Source organism: Bordetella genomosp. 1 (genome assembly GCF_002261335.1).
In the GTDB taxonomy this organism is placed as follows: Bacteria; Pseudomonadota; Gammaproteobacteria; order Burkholderiales; family Burkholderiaceae_B; genus Bordetella.
This window is the reverse complement of the sequence record NZ_NEVL01000001.1, coordinates 300202-318110: the sequence shown is the minus strand read 5'-3', so window position 1 is coordinate 318110 and position 17909 is coordinate 300202. Positions and strand designations below refer to the sequence as shown.

General features: G+C 66.1%; 18 protein-coding genes. 6 read left to right on the top strand and 12 right to left on the bottom strand.

Annotated elements, in window-relative coordinates; translation table 11 throughout:
- Window positions 1–91 precede the first annotated feature (91 nt).
- From CEG14_RS01440 to CEG14_RS01430, 3 genes are read right to left on the bottom strand one after another with little or no spacing between them, the layout of a single operon-like run.
- On the bottom strand, window positions 92–631 hold the full coding sequence (locus tag CEG14_RS01440; protein WP_094824576.1) for a GAF domain-containing protein: 540 nt from the start codon (window positions 629–631) through the stop codon (window positions 92–94).
- Complete coding sequence (locus CEG14_RS01435) at window positions 631–1983, bottom strand: MFS transporter (protein ID WP_094824575.1); 1353 nt, start codon at window positions 1981–1983, stop codon at window positions 631–633. The genes CEG14_RS01440 and CEG14_RS01435 overlap by 1 nt, the downstream gene beginning before the upstream one ends.
- Window positions 1984–2015: 32 nt before the next feature.
- A complete protein-coding gene (locus CEG14_RS01430; protein WP_094824574.1) occupies window positions 2016–3245 on the bottom strand; it encodes a metal-dependent hydrolase family protein in 1230 nt (409 codons plus the stop codon).
- Between the two features lie 175 nt (window positions 3246–3420).
- Between CEG14_RS01430 and CEG14_RS01425 the strand changes: the two genes are divergently transcribed.
- A complete protein-coding gene (locus CEG14_RS01425; protein WP_094824573.1) occupies window positions 3421–4359 on the top strand; it encodes a LysR substrate-binding domain-containing protein in 939 nt (312 codons plus the stop codon).
- A gap of 141 nt (window positions 4360–4500) precedes the next feature.
- On the opposite strand, the gene CEG14_RS01420 is transcribed toward CEG14_RS01425, so the two are convergent.
- Window positions 4501–5538: an alpha/beta fold hydrolase gene (locus CEG14_RS01420; RefSeq protein ID WP_094824572.1), complete on the bottom strand. Its 1038-nt coding sequence runs from the start codon at window positions 5536–5538 to the stop codon at window positions 4501–4503.
- A 210-nt stretch (window positions 5539–5748) separates the two neighbouring features.
- On the opposite strand from CEG14_RS01420, the gene CEG14_RS01415 reads away from it, so the two are divergent.
- On the top strand, window positions 5749–6201 hold the full coding sequence (locus tag CEG14_RS01415; protein ID WP_094824571.1) for a DUF6386 family protein: 453 nt from the start codon (window positions 5749–5751) through the stop codon (window positions 6199–6201).
- A 6-nt stretch (window positions 6202–6207) separates the two neighbouring features.
- Here CEG14_RS01415 and CEG14_RS01410 read toward each other — a convergent pair whose 3' ends face one another.
- On the bottom strand, window positions 6208–6681 hold the full coding sequence (locus tag CEG14_RS01410; RefSeq protein WP_094824570.1) for a YaiI/YqxD family protein: 474 nt from the start codon (window positions 6679–6681) through the stop codon (window positions 6208–6210).
- A 4-nt stretch (window positions 6682–6685) separates the two neighbouring features.
- The gene (locus tag CEG14_RS01405; protein WP_094824569.1) at window positions 6686–6949 is read right to left on the bottom strand and encodes a hypothetical protein; all 264 of its coding nucleotides are present in this window, start codon (window positions 6947–6949) and stop codon (window positions 6686–6688) included.
- A gap of 137 nt (window positions 6950–7086) precedes the next feature.
- Between CEG14_RS01405 and CEG14_RS01400 the strand changes: the two genes are divergently transcribed.
- Together CEG14_RS01400 and CEG14_RS01395 are read left to right on the top strand one after the other, a co-directional pair.
- Window positions 7087–7917 carry a hypothetical protein gene (locus tag CEG14_RS01400; RefSeq protein WP_094824568.1) on the top strand — a complete coding sequence of 277 codons (831 nt, stop codon included), beginning with the start codon at window positions 7087–7089 and terminating at the stop codon, window positions 7915–7917.
- Between the two features lie 287 nt (window positions 7918–8204).
- A complete protein-coding gene (locus CEG14_RS01395; RefSeq protein WP_094824567.1) occupies window positions 8205–8516 on the top strand; it encodes a hypothetical protein in 312 nt (103 codons plus the stop codon).
- A 266-nt stretch (window positions 8517–8782) separates the two neighbouring features.
- On the opposite strand, the gene CEG14_RS01390 is transcribed toward CEG14_RS01395, so the two are convergent.
- Entirely contained in the window at window positions 8783–9190 is a 408-nt protein-coding gene (locus tag CEG14_RS01390; protein WP_094824566.1) for a tautomerase family protein, read from the bottom strand.
- A 563-nt stretch (window positions 9191–9753) separates the two neighbouring features.
- Here CEG14_RS01390 and CEG14_RS01385 point away from each other — a divergent pair.
- Window positions 9754–11160, top strand: a complete 1407-nt coding sequence (locus CEG14_RS01385) for a GntP family permease (protein ID WP_094824565.1) — start codon at window positions 9754–9756, stop codon at window positions 11158–11160.
- 237 nt (window positions 11161–11397) lie between these two features.
- Complete coding sequence (locus CEG14_RS01380) at window positions 11398–12975, top strand: sensor domain-containing diguanylate cyclase (protein ID WP_256985553.1); 1578 nt, start codon at window positions 11398–11400, stop codon at window positions 12973–12975.
- 117 nt (window positions 12976–13092) lie between these two features.
- Here CEG14_RS01380 and CEG14_RS01375 read toward each other — a convergent pair whose 3' ends face one another.
- From CEG14_RS01375 to CEG14_RS01355, 5 genes are all read right to left on the bottom strand, one after another.
- Window positions 13093–13689 (bottom strand): hypothetical protein, encoded by a 597-nt coding sequence (locus CEG14_RS01375; protein ID WP_256985552.1) that lies wholly within the window; start codon window positions 13687–13689, stop codon window positions 13093–13095.
- A gap of 242 nt (window positions 13690–13931) precedes the next feature.
- Window positions 13932–14945: an alpha/beta hydrolase gene (locus CEG14_RS01370; protein ID WP_094824563.1), complete on the bottom strand. Its 1014-nt coding sequence runs from the start codon at window positions 14943–14945 to the stop codon at window positions 13932–13934.
- A gap of 69 nt (window positions 14946–15014) precedes the next feature.
- The gene (locus CEG14_RS01365) at window positions 15015–15329 is read right to left on the bottom strand and encodes a DUF4148 domain-containing protein (protein WP_094824562.1); all 315 of its coding nucleotides are present in this window, start codon (window positions 15327–15329) and stop codon (window positions 15015–15017) included.
- Between the two features lie 650 nt (window positions 15330–15979).
- Complete coding sequence (locus CEG14_RS01360; protein ID WP_094824561.1) at window positions 15980–17269, bottom strand: PQQ-dependent sugar dehydrogenase; 1290 nt, start codon at window positions 17267–17269, stop codon at window positions 15980–15982.
- Window positions 17266–17694: a DUF2231 domain-containing protein gene (locus CEG14_RS01355; RefSeq protein WP_094824560.1), complete on the bottom strand. Its 429-nt coding sequence runs from the start codon at window positions 17692–17694 to the stop codon at window positions 17266–17268. The genes CEG14_RS01360 and CEG14_RS01355 overlap by 4 nt, the downstream gene beginning before the upstream one ends.
- Window positions 17695–17909 lie beyond the last annotated feature (215 nt).

Below are 17909 nucleotides of genomic sequence, written 5' to 3'. Positions count from 1 at the left end.
TCGCAGAGATGGCGGGAAAATCGGGGGTTCGGGAACGCGGCCGCGCCGGGCCCCTTTTGGCGTCCGGCGCGGCTGCGGGCAGAGAGAATCCTCAGACGCTGTCGAGGCCGGCGCGGTCCACCTTGGCGGCCTCGGCGAGCGCGGCGTCGCGCTCCTGCAGGAACACCGGCGCGCAGACACCGGCGATCACCAGCGCCATGTCGAGGTCGGCGTCGTCGTAGGCGTGGCGCCCGGCGAGCAGATTGAGCGAGCCGATCACGCGGCCCTGGTGGCGCACGGGGATGTTGAGCGCGGATTGCAGTCCGCGCTCGATCAGCATGTCGGCCTCGGAGAACACCGTGCGCACGTCCTGCTCGTCGTGGGCAACGTAGAGCTTGCCCTCGTCGAGCACGTGGCGCGACCACGGGCCGTTGCCGGTGGCCTTGAAGCCGCCCAGCGGGCTGATGGTCTCGTCGGTGGTGTACAGGCGGCGCATCAGGCGCAGGTCTTCGAGATAGACGAGCGAGGTGAAGAGCCGGTGGCCGAAGGCCTCTTCCAGCAGCGCGGAGATCGTGTCCCACTGCGACTGGCGGTCGCCCGCCAGGCTCAGCACGCGCGCGTGGTCGGCGAGATGACGCAGCGACAGGGCCATCAGTGGATCTCCTCGAGCACCACGCCGCGGGTGTTCTTGCCGTAGAACAGGATGCCCAGGCCGCCGATCAGCAGGATGGCCGTCATCATGGCGAACACACCGCCGAAGCCGAGCACCGGGTAGGCCACGCCGACGATGGTGGGCGAGGCGATCGAGCCGATGCGGGCGAAGGCCGAGGCGGCCCCCATGCCGGTGGCACGGATCGCGGTGGGATAGATCTCGGCGGTGTAGGTGTACTGGCCCGCGATCACCCCATTCATGCCGAACGACAGCAGCATGCTCAGCAGGATGATCTGGGTCTCGCCGGTGGCGAACGCCAGGCCGAGCGCGGCCAGGCACGACAGCAGCATGTAGGCGAGGATGGTGTACTTGCGGCCGACCTTGTCGTTGAAATAGGCGGCGGAGAAGTAGCCCGGGATCTGCGCCAGGTAGATCAGGATGGTGTACGAGAAGCTCTTCGTGATGGTGAAGCCGCGCTCCACCAGCAGGCTGGGAATCCACACCAGGAAGGCGTAGTAGCAGAACAGCACCGTGATCCAGAACACCCAGACCAGCACCGTGGTGCCGAGGTAGGTCTTGGAGAACAGCGTGGCCAGCTTGGCCAGGGCGCTTTGCTGCGGACCCGGCTTGACCGGCGTCTTGCGCGTCGACACCGGCGCGGGCAGCGGACGGCCCAGCTGCTGCTGCACCTGCGTTTCGATCGCGGTGCAGATGCGGTTGGCCTCTTCGGTCCGGCCGGTGTGCTCGAGCCAGCGCGGCGACTCGAACAGCGACTTGCGCCACCACAGCAGGAAGATCACCGGCACGGAGGCGATGATCATGATGTAGCGCCAGCCCTGGTCGCTCATCGGCACGATGAAGTAGCCCAGCAGCGCCGACAGCACGAAGCCGAACGAGAAGAAGCCGGCCAGCGCGCCCGTGAACCGGCCACGATACTTGCTGCTCACGAACTCGGCGAGATAGGGCGCGATGATGGCGCCTTCCGCGCCCATGCCGACGCCCGCGATCATGCGCAGGATGTAGAACTCGTGATAGTTGCGCGCGAATGCGTTGATGAAGGTCGCGACGCAGAACAGCATCAGCGCGTACATCATGACCTTCTTGCGGCCGTAGCGGTCACCCAGGATGCCGGAGAACAGCGCGCCGATCAGGAAGCCCACGTAGGTGCTGCTGGCGATCCAGCCGATCTCGCCGGTGGACAGCCCCCACTGCGTGCGCAGCGACGGAATGATGAAAGCGATGATGCCGGCGTCGAGGGCCTCGAAGGCCAGCCCGAGGCCGCCGATCATCAGCAGCTTGAAGTGAAAACGGCTGAACGGCAGCCGTTCCAGGCGTTCCGAAACGGAAAACATGGTGAGGGAGTTCCAGGAAAGAGAGGGGCGACTCAGCAGTCGTTCTTGTGCAGCAGGCCGCGATTGACGATCAGCTTGATCGACTCGGGGCGGGTCAGGAGTTCGATGTCGTCCAGCGGGTTGCCATCGATCAGCAACAGGTCGGCGTGCGCGCCTTCGAGGACTTCGCCCAGCATGCCTTCCTGATTGAGGATCTCGGCGCCGATGAGGGTCGCCTGCTGGATCACCTTGCCATTGCCCAGCACGCCGGCGCGCAGGGTCAGCTCGTCCGCCTGCATGTAGTGCGTTTCGCCCAGCAGGTCGCTGCCGTAGCCCATCTTCACGCCGACCTCGTCGAGGATCTCGAGCGCGCGCAGGCCGTGCGTGCGCACGGTGGCGATCTTCTTGACGGAATCCAGCGGCAGGCCGTAGCGCTCGCCGTCGTTGGCCAGGCCTTCGTAGGTGATGAGCGTGGGCACCATGTAGGCGCCGTGTTCCTTCATCACCTGGGCGGCCTCGTGGTCGACCAGGTTGCCGTGCTCGATGGTGCGCACGCCGCAACGCACGGCGCGCGTGATGGCGCGCGGGGTGTAGGCGTGGGCCATCACGTAGGTGTTGGCGTTGCTGGCTTCCTCGACGATCGCCACCAGCTCGGCTTCGGAGAAGCCGAGGTTCTGGATCGGATCGTTGGGCGAGGCCACGCCGCCCGAGGCCATCACCTTGATCTGGGTGGCGCCCTTCATGATTTCCTCGCGCACCGCCAGGCGGCAGTTGTCGACGCCATCGACCACGCGGCCGATGTTGCCGATCTTGACCGAGCAGGGGCAGGGGTCGAGTTCGTCGTTGCGCTGGCGGAAGTCGCCATGGCCGCCGGTCTGCGACAGGGCCTTGCCCGAGCAGAACAGGCGCGGGCCGTCGATGGTGCCGTCGAGAACGGCCTCGGCCAGCGCCCAGTCGGCGCCGCCGGCGTCGCGCACCGACGTGAAGCCGCGGTCGAGCATGCCCTGCATGATGGGCAGCGCGCGCAGCAGCGCCAGCGCATTGGGCAGGGCGGCCACGCGACCCAGGTTGAACGAAGACGCGACCACGTGGACGTGGCAGTCGATCATGCCCGGCATGAGGGTCATGCCGCGGGCGTCGATCACTTCGGCGTCGGGATGCGCCAGATCGTCAGAGCTGATGCGGGAGATCATCCCGTCTTCGATCAGCACATTGCTCGCGCTCTCGAGGACCAATGATCGGGTATTGAGGATCTTGCAATTCTTGACGATAACCGGCTTCATAAATAATTCACTTGAATGCTTGCCAACGCGTAAAAAAATGGCATGGCGAACTCTACCGGTACAATCAATCGGTCGGATACCGGGTCTCCCCTTATGGTTTCGACACAAAATAGAACAGCCCTATGATTTTTACTCATACCCCGCTATGAGACGCCGCTGCCCCACCATTTCCGAATTGAATGCGTTCGTCGCGGCGGCCCGCCACCTGTCGTTTTCCAAGGCGGCCAAGGAGCTGTTCGTCACCCAGAGCGCCATCAGCCGCCACATCGCCACGCTCGAGACCTATCTCGGCCACGCGCTGTTCCTGCGCACCAATTCCGGCCTGCAGATCACGCGCATGGGCGCGACCTACCTCAGCCTGATCCGTCCCGCGTTGAATACGCTCGAAAGCGCGACCTCCCAGGTGATGACGACGCAGCAGTCGGCCAAGTCGCTCAACCTGTCCGCCGCGCCGACCTTCGCGGCGCAGTGGCTGTTTCCGCGGCTGCGCACCTTCCGCGACGTGCACCCCGACATCTCGATCAATTTCGTGCGCTACAGCGTGGCCGACTACAAGAGCACGGAATTCGATTTCGATGCCTCGATCCAGTATGGCTACGGCGACTGGCCCGACGGCACCGCGCGCTATCTCACCGGGCGCGACATGCGCGTGGTGTGTTCGCCCGATTACCTGCGGCAGCAGAACATCACGCAACTCGACGACATCAAGCGCTGCACGCTGCTGCAGCACATCGAGATTCCGCTGACCTGGGAGTACTGGTTTTCGACCTACCTCGAAGACTACGACCGCTCGCGCTTCGGCCCGGGCTTCAACCTGTTCTCCATGATCATCCAGGCGGCGTCCTCCGGCTTCGGCGTGGCGCTGATTCCCGATTGCCTGATCGAGAAGGAGCTCGAGAGCGGCATCCTGGTGGACGTGTTCGCGCGCAGCTTCGAGAGTCCGCTGGGTTATTACCTGTGCGCGCCCAATTGGCGCAGCAACATGGAGAGCTACGAGCTCCTGAGCGGCTGGCTGGCGCACGAATGCTCCCATCCGCATGCGGCGTCGGCCCCCGCCGACGCGGGCGTGCTCGACTGCCTCTACTGCCAGGCGGGCACGGCACCGCGGGCCTGAGCGCACGGCAAACCCGGGCCGCGCAGGCCACCCATGCGGGTGGCCTTTTCAATGCGCGCGAATAATGTGCCGACGTGCGTCGAGATAATGCGGTGCCACGCTCGCGATAATGCCCTTTCGTCAGTGGCAGTTAATCGAGAGCTACAGGCGCGTGACCCGCAGCACGGCATCTGCGAATGCGCGCGGCGCCTCCTGCGGCAGGTTGTGGCCGATGCCCCCGCCCACGTCCACGTGCAGATACTTGCCGGAAAACTGGCTGGCATAGGCGGCGGGCGGCGGATGCGGCGCGCCGTTGGCGTCGCCCTCCATCGTGATGGTGGGGATGCGGATCCGGGGCGCCGCGGCCAGCCGGCGTTCGAGCTCGTCATACTGCGGCTCGCCCTCGGCCAGGCCCAGGCGCCAGCGGTAGTTGTGCACCACCACCGCCACGTGGTCGGGGTTGCGGAACGACTGCGCGCTGCGCGCGAAGGTGGCGTCGTCGAAGCGCCATTGCGGCGAGGCGGTCTGCCAGATCAGTTTGTTGAAGGCGTCGACGTTGGCCGCATAGCCGGCCGCGCCGCGTTCGGTGGCGAAATAGAACTGATACCACCATTGCAGCTCGGCCGCGGGCGGCAGCGGCTTGCGATTGCCCGCCTGGCTGCCGATCAGGTAGCCGCTCACCGACACCAGCGCCTCGCAACGCTCGGGCCACAGCGCCGCCATGATGCAGGCGGTGCGCCCGCCCCAGTCGAAACCGGCGACGACCGCCGTGCGGATGCCGAGCGCGTCCATCAGCGCGATCATGTCCACCGCCACCACGGCCTGTTCGCCGTTGCGCGGCGTGTCGGCCGCCAGGAAGCGCGTCGAGCCGTAGCCGCGCAGATACGGCACGATCACGCGATAGCCGGCGTTGACCAGGCGCGGCACCACGTCGACGAAGGCGTGGATGTCGTAGGGCCAGCCGTGCAGCAGCAGGGCCACCGGCCCGTCCGCCGGCCCCGCGTCGACGTAGCCCACGTCGAGCGCGCCAGCCCGGATCTGGCGGATCGTTGCGAAGCCCGGCGCCGCCGCGGCGGGCGCGAGCGACGGCGGCTGCGCGAGGGCCTTGCCGCCCAGGGCCAGGCCCAGCAGGCCGGCGCCGGCAATTGTGGTGGAGGTGCCGAGCAGGCGGCGGCGTTGGACGTTGACGGGATCGGTCATGGCGAAGTTCCTTGAAGTCGTGGTGTCTTGGTGTCGTGGTGTCGGTAAGGCTGGACACGACTCTGAAGGACTTCGCCGGACGGCGGGTGTTGCAATGTACGGCCCCTGCGGCCGGATACATTGGGACATCAAAAAGGTCCGTGCCCCAGCGGCCGCGCAAGGTGTCTGGCAGAATTCCGGGCGACGTTGTTGCTCTGGAGGCCCCATCCCATGGATTACCTGACGACCGCCGTGGTGACCGACACCGCCACGCTGGTGCTGTTCGATCCCGCGTGCATGCGCCATCGTCTCGCCGACACCGCCGACTGGTGGTCGATCGCGGAGGACGAGCTTGCCGAGGTGAACCTGGGCAACGCCGCCTTCTTCAACGTGCCCGGCGACGGCCGCTACGGGCTGGCGCTGGTGGATGCCGCCACCCTGGGCGCGCCCGCGGTGTCGGTGAACCTGCGCAATCTCAGCGGGCGGTTCTTCCTGGGCGAGGGCGAGATGATGAGCGCGGACGGCCTGGAACCCGAGGCGGTCCATGGCAATGTGTTTTTCGAGGCGGCGCCGGGCGCATACCGGGTGCACGCAAGGCTGGAGGCACAGACGCTGCTGCTGGCGCTGGAACCGGTTGCGCAGGCAACCGGCAACGCTTTCACCGATCTGGTGCGGCTGGCCTAGGCGGCTTCAGGTGGCGGCCGGCCGGGGCGCCTGCCGCGACTGGCGCAGCAGCAGGGCGTCGAGCTGATTGGCGAAGGCCTTGCGATCGGCCTGGCTGAAGGCCGAGGGGCCGCCGGTGTCGACGCCGCTGGCACGCAGCTCTTCCATCATGTCGCGCACGGCGAGCCGCTCGCGGATGGTTTCCGGCGAATAGCGCTCGCCGCGCGGATTCAGCGCCATCGCGCCCTTGGCGAGCACGTCGGCCGCGAGCGGGATGTCGCCGGTGATGACCAGGTCGCCGGCCTCGGCATGCTGCGCGATGTGTGCGTCGGCCACGTCGAAGCCGCGCGGCACCTGCACCGCGCGGATCAGCGGCGACGGCGGCGTGCGCAGCATCTGGTTGGCCACCAGCGTGAGCGGCACCTGCCAGCGTTGCGCGGCCCGGAACAGAATGTCCTTGATGACCGCGGGGCAGGCGTCGGCGTCGACCCAGATGTGCATGGACTCAGGCGTCCAGCGCTTTCTGCAGCAGCTCGCCCACCAGCTCATTGGTGGAGATGCCGCGTTCCTGCGCCAGCGCGCGCAGGCGGTCGGCCTGGGTCTGGGCCAGCTTGACGGGGAACGGCACCAGGCCGGCGGCCTGGTCCAGCTTGCGCTGTTCGCGGCGGTCCAGCAGGGCGTCGCCGGCGAAGCGGCCGGGGGTGCCTTCCTGCTTCAACTGGCCGGCCAGCTTGAGGGCCTTGTTCTTCTGAAGATCGAATTTGTTCATGGGGATTCCTGACAGGGTGCGCAATCATAAGCGTAATCCGGGGCCGGCCCGGCGCGCCGCCCATTGTCGCAGCCCCCCCCCCCGCACCGGTCGTTCCGCCCCTAAAATGGCCCATCGCCCCGACCGAGCCCCACGTCATGACCCGACTCCGCCTCGCCGCGTTGCTGGCCACCCTCCTGACCGCGGCTGCCGCGCCGGCGGCGCAGGCCGCCAATCCCTGCCCGCAGGCCTTCGACGTCCTGCGCGCCCTCTACCCCGGCGCCGAAGCCCCCGCGCCCGACGGCCGCGTGCGGCTGGGCGACGGCCACACCGTGGCGCCCATCTCCGCCAGCGCGTCGGACAGCACCCCCGCGGTGGTCTGCAAGGTCTGGCCGGCCGACGAATCGCTGCTGCTCGCGGCCGTGCCGCTGCTGGAGGACGTGCCCGAGAGCAACGACAGCAGGGCCGGCGACCTGGGCGTCTATGTGCTCGACAGCGCCACCCTGAAGGTGCGGCACTCGCTGCGCATGACCGGCCTGCTCTCGCAGGACGCGATCCGGCTCAACGCGCTGACGCTCGACACGGCGCGCTACACCGTCGCCGGCAAGCGCGCCTTCGGCGTGCGCATCGCGCGCAGCAACACCTCGCAGCCCAACCCCATGCAGCAGACCAGCCTGCGACTGTTCCTGCCGGAAGGCGACACGCTGCGGCTGGTGCTCGACGGCGTCGCCGTCGCGAGCTTCAGCGGCGAATGGGACACGCAGTGCGAGGGCGAGTTCATCCGCCAGCGCATGACCCTGGCCATGGCCGGCCGCAACATGGAAGGCACGGACACCGTCGAAGAAACCCGCGCCGAGATGCAGGACGGCAAGTGCGTCGAGAGCGTCGTCAAGCGCGAGCGGAACCGCTACACCTTCCCGCTGGAGGACGGCCAGTTCCTGATCCCGATCACCGCGGTCGCGCAGGACAGCCCGCTCGACGGCGGCTGAGCGCCGCTCGGCCGGGCGCGCCGGGGTGCGCAGGGTGGTTGCGTGCGCACCGATCGGCTGCATCGCGGCGGCAACCGCGGGTATCGATGCGTCTCGGCATGGACGCATGCGCATCCATCGGTGTGCGGCGCGAGGGCTTCGGGCGCACGCGCCGGCGTGTGTCGGGATGGTTGCACGCGCAGGCATCGAGGCCCGCGCAGACGTCGGGCGGCCGCGCCTCGATGTGCGCGCTTCGATATACTCGCCCGCACCGAACCCCTGCTCAACCCTGATTACCCGGAGACGCCGTGCGCGACATCCAGATCCGCAAGCTCAGCTTCAAGTCCGTATTCAAGCTCATCGCCATCGGCCAGTACCTGGCCTGGATCCCGTTCGCGATCCTGTGCGCCCTCGGCACCTTCGCCGGCCTGGGCTCGATCCAATGGAACGGCCAGACCCTGCAGGGCTTCAATGCCCTGCTGATGAGCCCCGTGATCGGCTTCATCATCGCCACCGCCGTCACGCTGATCGTGGGCACGAGCACCGCGCTGGGCCTGTGGCTGTGGTCGAAGCTGCGCCCGCTCACCCTGCGCGTCAAGGACATCGATCCGGCCGCCTGAACCGGCGTGGCGGGCCGCGGCGCCGGCCTGCGCACCGGCCTGCGTGCCTGAGTGGCGCTGGGTGCGGGTCTGCCGGCTTTCGACCTGAAGCGGCCCCTCACCACTGCCCGACGCCGTCATACGACAATTGACACATCGCAGCGACCGGACGCCGTCATGCGGCAACTGGCACATCGCAGCGGCCGAACCCGTCATACGGCAACTGGCACATCGCAGCGGCCGGACGCCGTCATACGGCAACGGGCACATCGCAGCGGCCGGACCCGTCAATCGCTGTCGACGTGCCGCACCTCGTGCGTGAGGTATTGCGCACGGCCGCGGCCGAACGACCAGTCCGCGTGGTTGTTCTCCACCACCGACACCACCACGTCATCGGGCGCGATCCCGCAGCGCGCCTGCAGGTTGCGCACCAGCGCCCGATAGAACGCCACCTTCTCCGTGGTCGTGCGCATGCGCGTCACCACCGACAGCAGCACGAGCTTGTCGGTACGCTGATATCCCAGACCGCTGTCGCCCACCACCAACTCCCCCGGCGCATGCTGCGTCACGCACTGATAGCGCTCCGACGCCGGCACCTTGAACGCCTCGACCAGTGCCTCATGCGCGGCATCCAGCACCGCCCGCAACGCCGCATCGCTCCTGCCCCGGATCACATCAAACCGCTGCAACGGCATACCCGCGCTCCCAAACAAAGGTGTCAGACTGCATTTTTAAACAAAGGTGTCAGACTACATTTTTCTGCCAGGCCGAGCCGCACCACGAATCGCTGGCCCGCGATAAATGCAGTCTGACACCAGTAGGACGATATCTGAGGCGGCCGTCATCATGGGTGGTCCGCTTGAAAACAAAGGTGTCAGACTGCATTTTTAAACAAAGGTGTCAGACTACATTTTTCTGCCAGGCCGAGCCGCACCACGGACCGCTGGCCCGGGATAAATGCAGTCTGACACCAGTAGGACGGTATCTGGGGCGGCCGTCACCATGGGTGGTCGGCTTGGCGCGACGGGCAGGAGGCAGGGCCTGGGTCGCGGCGTTCGCCTCAGGCAGCGCGGGTCGGGCGGCTGTCGTTGCCTCGTCCGACTTGCGCCGTCGCCCAACGGAGCGTCGCGATCGCCCTTCGCCAAGGGCTTCGCGCCAACCGGCACATTGCCAGCCAAAGCTCCAGGACATGCGACTGGCGCACTGCAGCAAATTCCTGCGATCATCTGCCTTCAACATAAAAAAGGAGGATCGCAGGATGGGTATGCTGGCCATCGTCATTTCATTGGCGCTATTGATGTATTTCGCCTACCGCGGCGTCACGGTGCTGCTGCTGGCGCCCGTGATGGGACTGTTGGCGGTGGTGCTTTCGGGCGACGGCAGTTTCCTGCTTCCCATCTACACCTCCACCTTCATGACCGCGCTCAGCGGCTATGTGCTGCAGTTCCTGCCGATCTTTCTGCTCGGATCGTTGTTCGGGCAACTGATGGCCGACTCCGGCGCGGCCAATACGCTGGCGCGCTGGATCGTGCAGAGCCTGGGAGAACGCCGTGCCATGGTCTCGGTGGTCGTCGCCTGCAGCCTGCTCACCTATGGCGGCGTGTCGTTGTTCGTGGTCGCGTTCGCGCTCTATCCCGTGGCGGTGAGCCTGTTCAAGGCCGCGAATGTGCCCAAACGCCTGATTCCCGCCACCATCGCGCTGGGCGCCTTCACGTTCACGATGACGGCGCTGCCCGGCACGCCCTCGATCCAGAACGCCATCCCCATTCCCTACTTCGGCACCAACGTCTTCGCCGCGCCGGGCCTGGGCCTGATCGCCGCCTGCTTCATGTTCGCGGGCGGTCTGTGGTGGCTGCAACGCCGCGCGGCGCAAGCGCGCGCCAAGGGCGAGGGCTTTGGCGAGCATCCGGAGCACGAAGAACAGGCCCAGCCCGAACAGCCGGCCAGCCACGGACGCTGGTCGGTCATGCCCGTGCCGCTGGCCCTGCTGCCGCTGCTGCTGGTGGTCGGCATCAACGCGCTGTTCACCTACGTCGTATTCCCGTCGGTCGACTTCTCGTTCCTCGGCGAACGCTTCGCCAACATGGATCCGCAGAAGGTCGTCGGCCTGTGGTCGCTCATCATCGCGCTGGCCGTCGCCTGCCTGGCGCTCGTGCTGTTGCGACTTGGCCGCTGGACCGACCTGAAGGAGAGCGTCAACAAGGGCATCTTCGGCTTCATGCTGCCGCTGTTCAACACCGCCTCCGAAGTGGGCTACGGCGCCGTCATCGCCAGCCTGGCCGGGTTCGCCATCATCCGCGACGCGGTGCTGAACGTCTCGCCGCACAACCCACTGATCTCCGAGGCCATCGCCATGAACATCCTGGCCGGCATCACGGGCTCGTCGTCGGGCGGCCTGAGCATCGCGCTCCAGACATTGGGCGCCGATTACCTGGCCATGGCCAACGCGGCGGGCATCAGCCCCGAGCTGCTGCACCGCGTGGCCGTGATGGCTGCCGGCGGCATGGACACGCTGCCGCACTGCGGCGCCATCATCACGCTGCTGGCGATCTGCAAGCTCAATCATCGCCAGTCGTATCGCGACATCGCCACCGTGACCATTCTCGTGCCGCTGCCGGCGCTGGTGCTGGTGATCACGCTCGGCACCCTGTTCGGCAGCTTCTGACGCCGCATTTCCGAATGCGAAAGAGGCCGCGCGAGCGGCCTCTTTTCGTTGGAATCCCGGTTTGAATCCCGGGGTTTATCTGCCACTCCAGATAATCGCCAAACTGCGAGCAATCGGCCTATCGGCAATCTCCCTGATTCGAATCGCGCGGACAACGCATATACTCGCCGCACGCGCAGGATCACCACGCATTTCCGGCAGGTGTCTCAAGGTCATGAGCAACGGGGAGAAAGCGACGTGTTGCAGCAGCTCGATAACCGCGGATCGAAGCGCACCATCGTACGCCGCGCGACAGTGGGCCTGGCCATTATCTGGATCACCCTGGTCGGCTGCGCGGGCTGGTGGATGTCAAACAAGATCGTGGCCGCCCAGCTCGAGGGGCTGGCGGCGAGCGCCGAATACGAAACCCGCACCACCGCGCGCGTCATGGATCGCCTGTTTACCGAGATGGTCAGCGTTGCCAATATGGTGGCGCGACAGGCGCTCGTCATCGAACTCGCCACCCGCCTGCGCACCGACCCGCCCGGCGCCGCCGCACTGACCCGGCCGGAGCGCGCGGCACTGTTCACCCGCGATCCGCTGGTACGCAAGGTTGGCGACTTCATGAATGAACTCGCCACCGATCTCCGGTATGCCCGGATCTACATGAACAATATGTCCGACGACACGATCACGGCCAGCAATTGGGCCGAGCCGGACAGCATCGTGGGCATGATCTATTCCGGCCGCCCCTATCTTATCGACGCGCTGCGCACGGGCAATGGCGCCTCGTTCGGCATCGCGCGCCTGAACAAGTCGCCCTCGTATTTCGTGGCGAGCCGCATCGAGGACGCGAACGATGCCCCGCTCGGCTCGGTGACCGTGAAATTCGACGCGCCGGAAGTGGCCATGTTCCTGATCGGGCGACACACGGCGCTGATCGTGAATCGCCAGGGACGCGTCATCACCGCGTCGGACGATTCGTTCATGTTGCGCAACGTGGCGCCGCTGCTGCCGCCGGAGACCATTCTGCCGCCCGATGGCGAAGAAGAACTTGGCGATGCCATGGACGTGCGTGCCCTCGATGATGCGCAACAGACCGACCAGTGGCTCGTCGACGGAAAATCGTATCTCTTGCGGCGCCAGGCGCTGGCCGGCACGCAGTATCAGCTGCTGACCCTGGCCGAGCTCGATCATCTTGCACCGATGCGCCAGCAACACGCGTGGGTGACCGGCCTGGTCGCGACGGTCGGTGTGATACTGATTGCGCTCGCCGGCCAGGCTTCGAGCCAGATCGTGGCAAGGCGGCAGGAAGAGCGCTACGCGGCCAACTACGACGCTCTCACCGGGCTGCCGAACCGGCGCGCCGTGCTCGCCGAGCTGGAGCGATTGTTCGCGATCGCGCGGCGCACGCAGCAGCGCGTGCTGGTGGCCTTTATCGATCTGGACGGATTCAAGACCATCAACGACAACTTCGGCCACGAAACCGGCGACCGCTTCTTGATCGAGGTCGGGCGTCGCATGGCCGCGGGATTGCGGGCGGGCGACACGCTCGGCCGCTGGGGCGGCGACGAATTCATCGTGGTCGGATTGATGACGCCGCCCGCTGGCGCGCGTGCCGAGGAGGGCGTCGACGTCATGCGCCAGCGGCTGGCACCGCTGTTGGTCGGCACATACAGCTTCGCGGACTGCCGATTCGACTATGCGGGCGCCAGCCTCGGTATCGTCAGCGTCGATCCGACAACGACCTCGCTCGACGCCGCGCTGAAGGAGGCCGACCGGCTCATGTACGCAGACAAACAGGCGCGCCGCGCGATCAATCTGGCACGCACGTGATGCCCAAAAAACAAAGGTGTCAGACTGCAATTTTCCGCGGTTGGTACGCGAAAAATGCAGTCTGACACCTTTTCAAAAAATGCAGTCTGACACCTTTTCAGGGGTGCGGCGTTGGCGTCAGAAGCTGGGCTTGCGCGCCTTGGACTGGTCGACGTAGGCGATGCGCGCGTTGATCCATGCCGGATCGACGAGCTTGATTGACACACCGCTGTACTTGAGGGTGGCCTGCTTCATGTCGTTGCCGCAGCCCATGCCGGGGTTCGTGCTCGGATTCACGCACCACTCGAGGTTCAGGTCGTTGGGGAAGTTCGACTGTTTGCCGTACTTCTGCACCACGGCGTCTGCCATGGCCTGCTTGTTGGCCGGGGTCCACGGCATTTCATAGGAAATCTGCGCCGCCACCAGCGGACGCTTCGGATCCAGCGGCACACGCGGTTCGAAATGAACCATCAGCTCCACGCCATCCTTGGCGTAGCTCACGGTGTGCGGCGTCTTGGTCTTGAGCACCGGATCATCCGAGGCATAACCGATCCTGATGTCCTTCTTCGACACCTGGAAATTCTTGGCGATGGCGGCAATCGCCTCTTCCATGTCCATTCCCGTCTTCACGCCGGCCACATCGAAGGTGCGGGCGTCGACCGATCGCGGGGCGGCGGCGTGGGCCGGCAATACCATCAAGGCCGGTACGGCGGAAAAAATCAGCGCGGCTTTCAACTTCAAAACTCGACTCCTATTGGTTGCGCGCGAAATTATAGGCACGCGGATCGCGCCAAAAGCCTCGTCGCGCGCGCGTTTTCAGTTTGAAACGTTTGGTGCGCGCGCAACGACCTCGGTAATGCTAGGCGTGCGGCGTCGGCAATCCAGGCATCCCATCAATGAAGAAGGGCCGCACATGGCGGCCCTGCTTCATCTCTTGATGTGCCGTGCGGTTACGCACGACGGCACGGCTGCGGCGCTTACTTCAGGCGGGCCTTCAACTCCTCGGACGCCTGGTGCAGGGCCGAACGCGTGGCCGGCACATCGGACAGCACGTTGAGCAGACCGAAGTCGTGGATCATGCCGTTGTAGCGCGTCACCACCACGCTCACGCCTGCGGCGTCGAGCTTGCGGCCATACGCTTCGCCTTCGTCACGCAGCACGTCCTTCTCGGCGGTCTGGATCAGCGTGGGCGGCAGGCCCTTTAGCTGTTCCGGCGTGGCGAGCAGGGGCGAGGCGTGGATGTCCTGACGTTGCTTCGGATCCGTGGTGTACGCGTCCCAGAACCACTTCATCATGTTGCGCGTCAGGAAGTGGCCGTCGGCAAACTCGTCGTACGAGGCGTTTTCGAAGTTGGCATTCGTGACCGGCCAGAACAGCACCTGCGCACGCAGCGCGGGCTTGCCCTTTTCCTTGGCCATCTGCGCCACCACCGTGGCCATGCTGCCGCCCACGCTGTTGCCCGCAATGGCGAGGCGCTTGCCGTCGACATTGATCTGGGCGCCGTTCTCGGCCACCCACTTCGTCGCCGCGTAGATCTCGTTGATCGCCACCGGATAGCGCGCTTCCGGCGAAGGCGTGTAGTCCACGAAGATCGCGACCGCGCCGGAATCCGCCACCAGGTCCCGCACGAAGCGCTCGTGCGTCGGGAAGTCACCGAGGATCCAGCCGCCGCCGTGCACGAAGATGAATCCGGGCAACACACCCTTGGCACCGGCCGGACGCACGATGTGCAGCTTGATCTGTTTGCCGTCCACCGTGATGGTCTTCTGGCTCACGTCGGCGGCGGGCAGCTTGGCCCCTTCCTGCGCACCCACCAGCACCTGGCGCGCGGCTGCCGGCGTCAAGGTTTCGAGCGGCTGCCCACCGCCCTTGGCGAGCGCCTCCAGGAAATTCTGCGTGGTGTGCTCGACACCTGCGCTGCCTGCGGCGAACGAGGCCAGCGGGGCGAGGGCGAGAAGCGAGGCGGCGATGAATTTGCGGGGGAATTTCATGATCGGAGTCCTGCGAGGTCGGATTGGTTTATTCGGTTTCTTGAGATGCGTGGGCCGCGGTTACGGCGCTCAGCCGGCGACGGGCGGGTAGTCCAGTTCGCCGCTGGATTCGAGGCCGGCGGCGCGGGCGCTCGACAGCTCGCGGCGGACCTGGGCGCGGCTCAGTTGCGAGACCTCGGTGCCGGCGACGATGGGGTCGCCCTGTTCCGTGGCGGCGACCAGGCCTTGCGACTTGGCCAGCTTCAGGTCGGCGACGACCTGGGCGCGGGTCAGCGTGCTCACGCTGGTGTCGGCGGCGGGGTAATCGAGTTCGCCAGCCTGGGCGGTGCCTGCGAAGGCGGCGGAGAGGGCGACGGCGGCGAAGAGGGCTTTGACGTTGTTCATGATCGGTTCCGGTTCAGTTCTTTGGATTGGGTTGGTTGTTTGCAGCGCGCTGTTGTGTGCTGCGATGGACTGAACTTTAAAGATCGGAACAATGCCGCGGTAGATGGCGAAAATCCCTCACAGCGTTCTATTTTGAGAACGATATAAAGGAAGAGGTGGATGCGGCGCCATCTCCCCCGCGCTACCGCCACGGGTCCAGGGCGCGTGCTTCAACGGCAGACCAAGTCGCACTCAGGCAGCCGTCGTCGTCTGCATACTCCGCCCGCCTGACCGCGCTTCGTTCAAATGGAGTCAGACTGCATTTTTCTGTCGGACGAATGCCCATGTCTAAAAGGAGTCAGACTGCATTTTTCTGTCGGACGAATGCGCAATTAAAAGGAGTCAGACTGCATTTTTGGGCCAGACGAATTCCCATAGGAAAGGGCCGCGTGCGCGGCCCTTTCTACGTACTCTCAATCACGACGGCCGCCCGACGCCGGCTCAGAAAATGCAGTCTGACACCTTTGTTTTGGCATCCATGACCTTGGGGCCAGCGCAGATGGCGCGGCGTTGTCAGGCGGTATGGTCCGAAAGAATTTGCAGTCTGACACCTTTGTTTGGGCCGGTCTGGGAGGAACGGTCCGGGAAAAAATGCAGTCTGACACCTTTGTTTAGCGTTGGGTGGGGGTGATGCGCCAGATGGTGTTGGAGAGGTCGTCGGCGACGATGAGGGCGCCCTTGGGGTCGACGGTCACGCCCACGGGGCGGCCGCGGGTCGTGCCGTCGGCGTCGCGGAATCCGGCGACGAAGTCCACGGGCGGGCCGGCAGGCTTGCCGTCGCGAAAGGGCACGAACACGACTTTGTAGCCGACCGGGTCGCTGCGATTCCAGCTGCCGTGCTCGCCCACGAACACGCCATTCGCAAACTTCTCGCCCATCGCGTCGACCGAGAAGTCCACGCCCAGCGCCGCGACGTGCGCGCCCAGGCTGTAGTCGGGTGCGATCGCGCTGGCCACCTTGGCCGGATTTTCCGGTCGCACGCGTTCGTCGACGTGCTTGCCCCAATAGCTGTACGGCCAGCCGTAGAAGGCGCCCTCCTGCACGGCGGTCAGGTAGTCCGGCACGAGGTCGGGGCCGATCTCGTCACGCTCGTTGACCACCGCCCACAGCTTGCCCGTGTCGGGCTGGATGGCGAGCGCGGTGGGGTTGCGCAGGCCGGTGGCGTAGGCCTTGTATTCGCCGGTGCGCGCATTGATCTGCCAGATGCGCGCACGGTCGACCTCCGCCGCCATGCCGCGTTCCGTGATGTTGCTGTTCGAGCCGATGCCCACATACAGGTACTGCCCATCGGCGCTGGCCGTCATGGCCTTGGTCCAATGGTGGTTGATTTCGGCGGGCAGCGGCGTCACGACCTGCGGCGCACCGCTCGCCTTGGTCTGCCCCGGCTGGTAGTCGAAGCGCACCACGGCATCCTGGTTGGCGACGTACAGATTGTTGTCGACCAGCGCGAGGCCATACGGCGCGTTGAGATTGTCGGCGAACACCGAGGCCTCGTAGGTGCCGTCGCCCTCGGGGTCGCGCAACAGCGTCAGGCGATTGCCGCCCTTCACCGGGCTCGTGCCCTTGGCCTTGATGATGCCGGCGATCACGTCCTTGGGCTTGAGCTTGCCGGCGCTGCCGCCGCGGCCCTCGGCCACCAGGATGTCGCCGTTGGGCAGCAACAGCGTCTGGCGCGGGATCTTCAGATCGGTCGCGATCGCGGTGATCGTGTAGCCCTCCGGCACGGTCGGCTTGCGATCGCCCCACTGCGCGGGCTTCGCGATCACCATGTCGGGCAGCAGGCCCTGCTTCGGTTTGGGCAGGTCGGGCGTGGCGCCCACCTGCGATGCACCGCTCTGCGCGGCACACACGCTCATCGCCAGCGTCAGCGGTGCGAGGGCAAGCAAGGAGAGCGTCTTCATACGGTGCCCCTGATGTGCGGCGTGCGGAAACCCAGCACGATGGCCACGCAGGCGAATACCGCGCCGACGATGGAGAGGATGAGGCCGGTAGGCATGCTGGCCCAGGCGTCACGCGCGTGGATCAACGCGTTGAAGAAGCCCACGACCCAGGTCAACAGCATCACCACCACATACGGCACGACGCCGCGGGCGCGCTGGCGCGGCCGGAACAGATCGATCAGGCCGAGCACGAGCGCGATCGCGCCGAACACCAGGCCGCCGACCAGGAACCACGACGCAAAGTTGTTCCACTGGATCTCGAACGTCTGGGCATAGGCCGTGTCGGCCAGCGCTGCGCCGAGAAACCAGGGGAATGTCCCGGCAAGAAATACCGCATGCACCGGATGCACCGTCAGGGCATACCGATTTTCGATGAGTTGGGTCACGTTGAGAGCCTCGTGGGTTGTGGCGCGCAGCGGGCGCCCGCCCGCTGGACGCGGCGAGCCGCCACAAGCGCCGCAAGTGGCGTGCCCGCTTACAGGGGCCGCGCAGCGGCGCAGTACGAGACTGCCCCATGTTGCACGCGCAACCGTATCGAGCCGCCTGCGCAACCAGGGCGACGCGATGCCCGCCCCCGCGGCTCTCCCCCTGCCTCAACCTC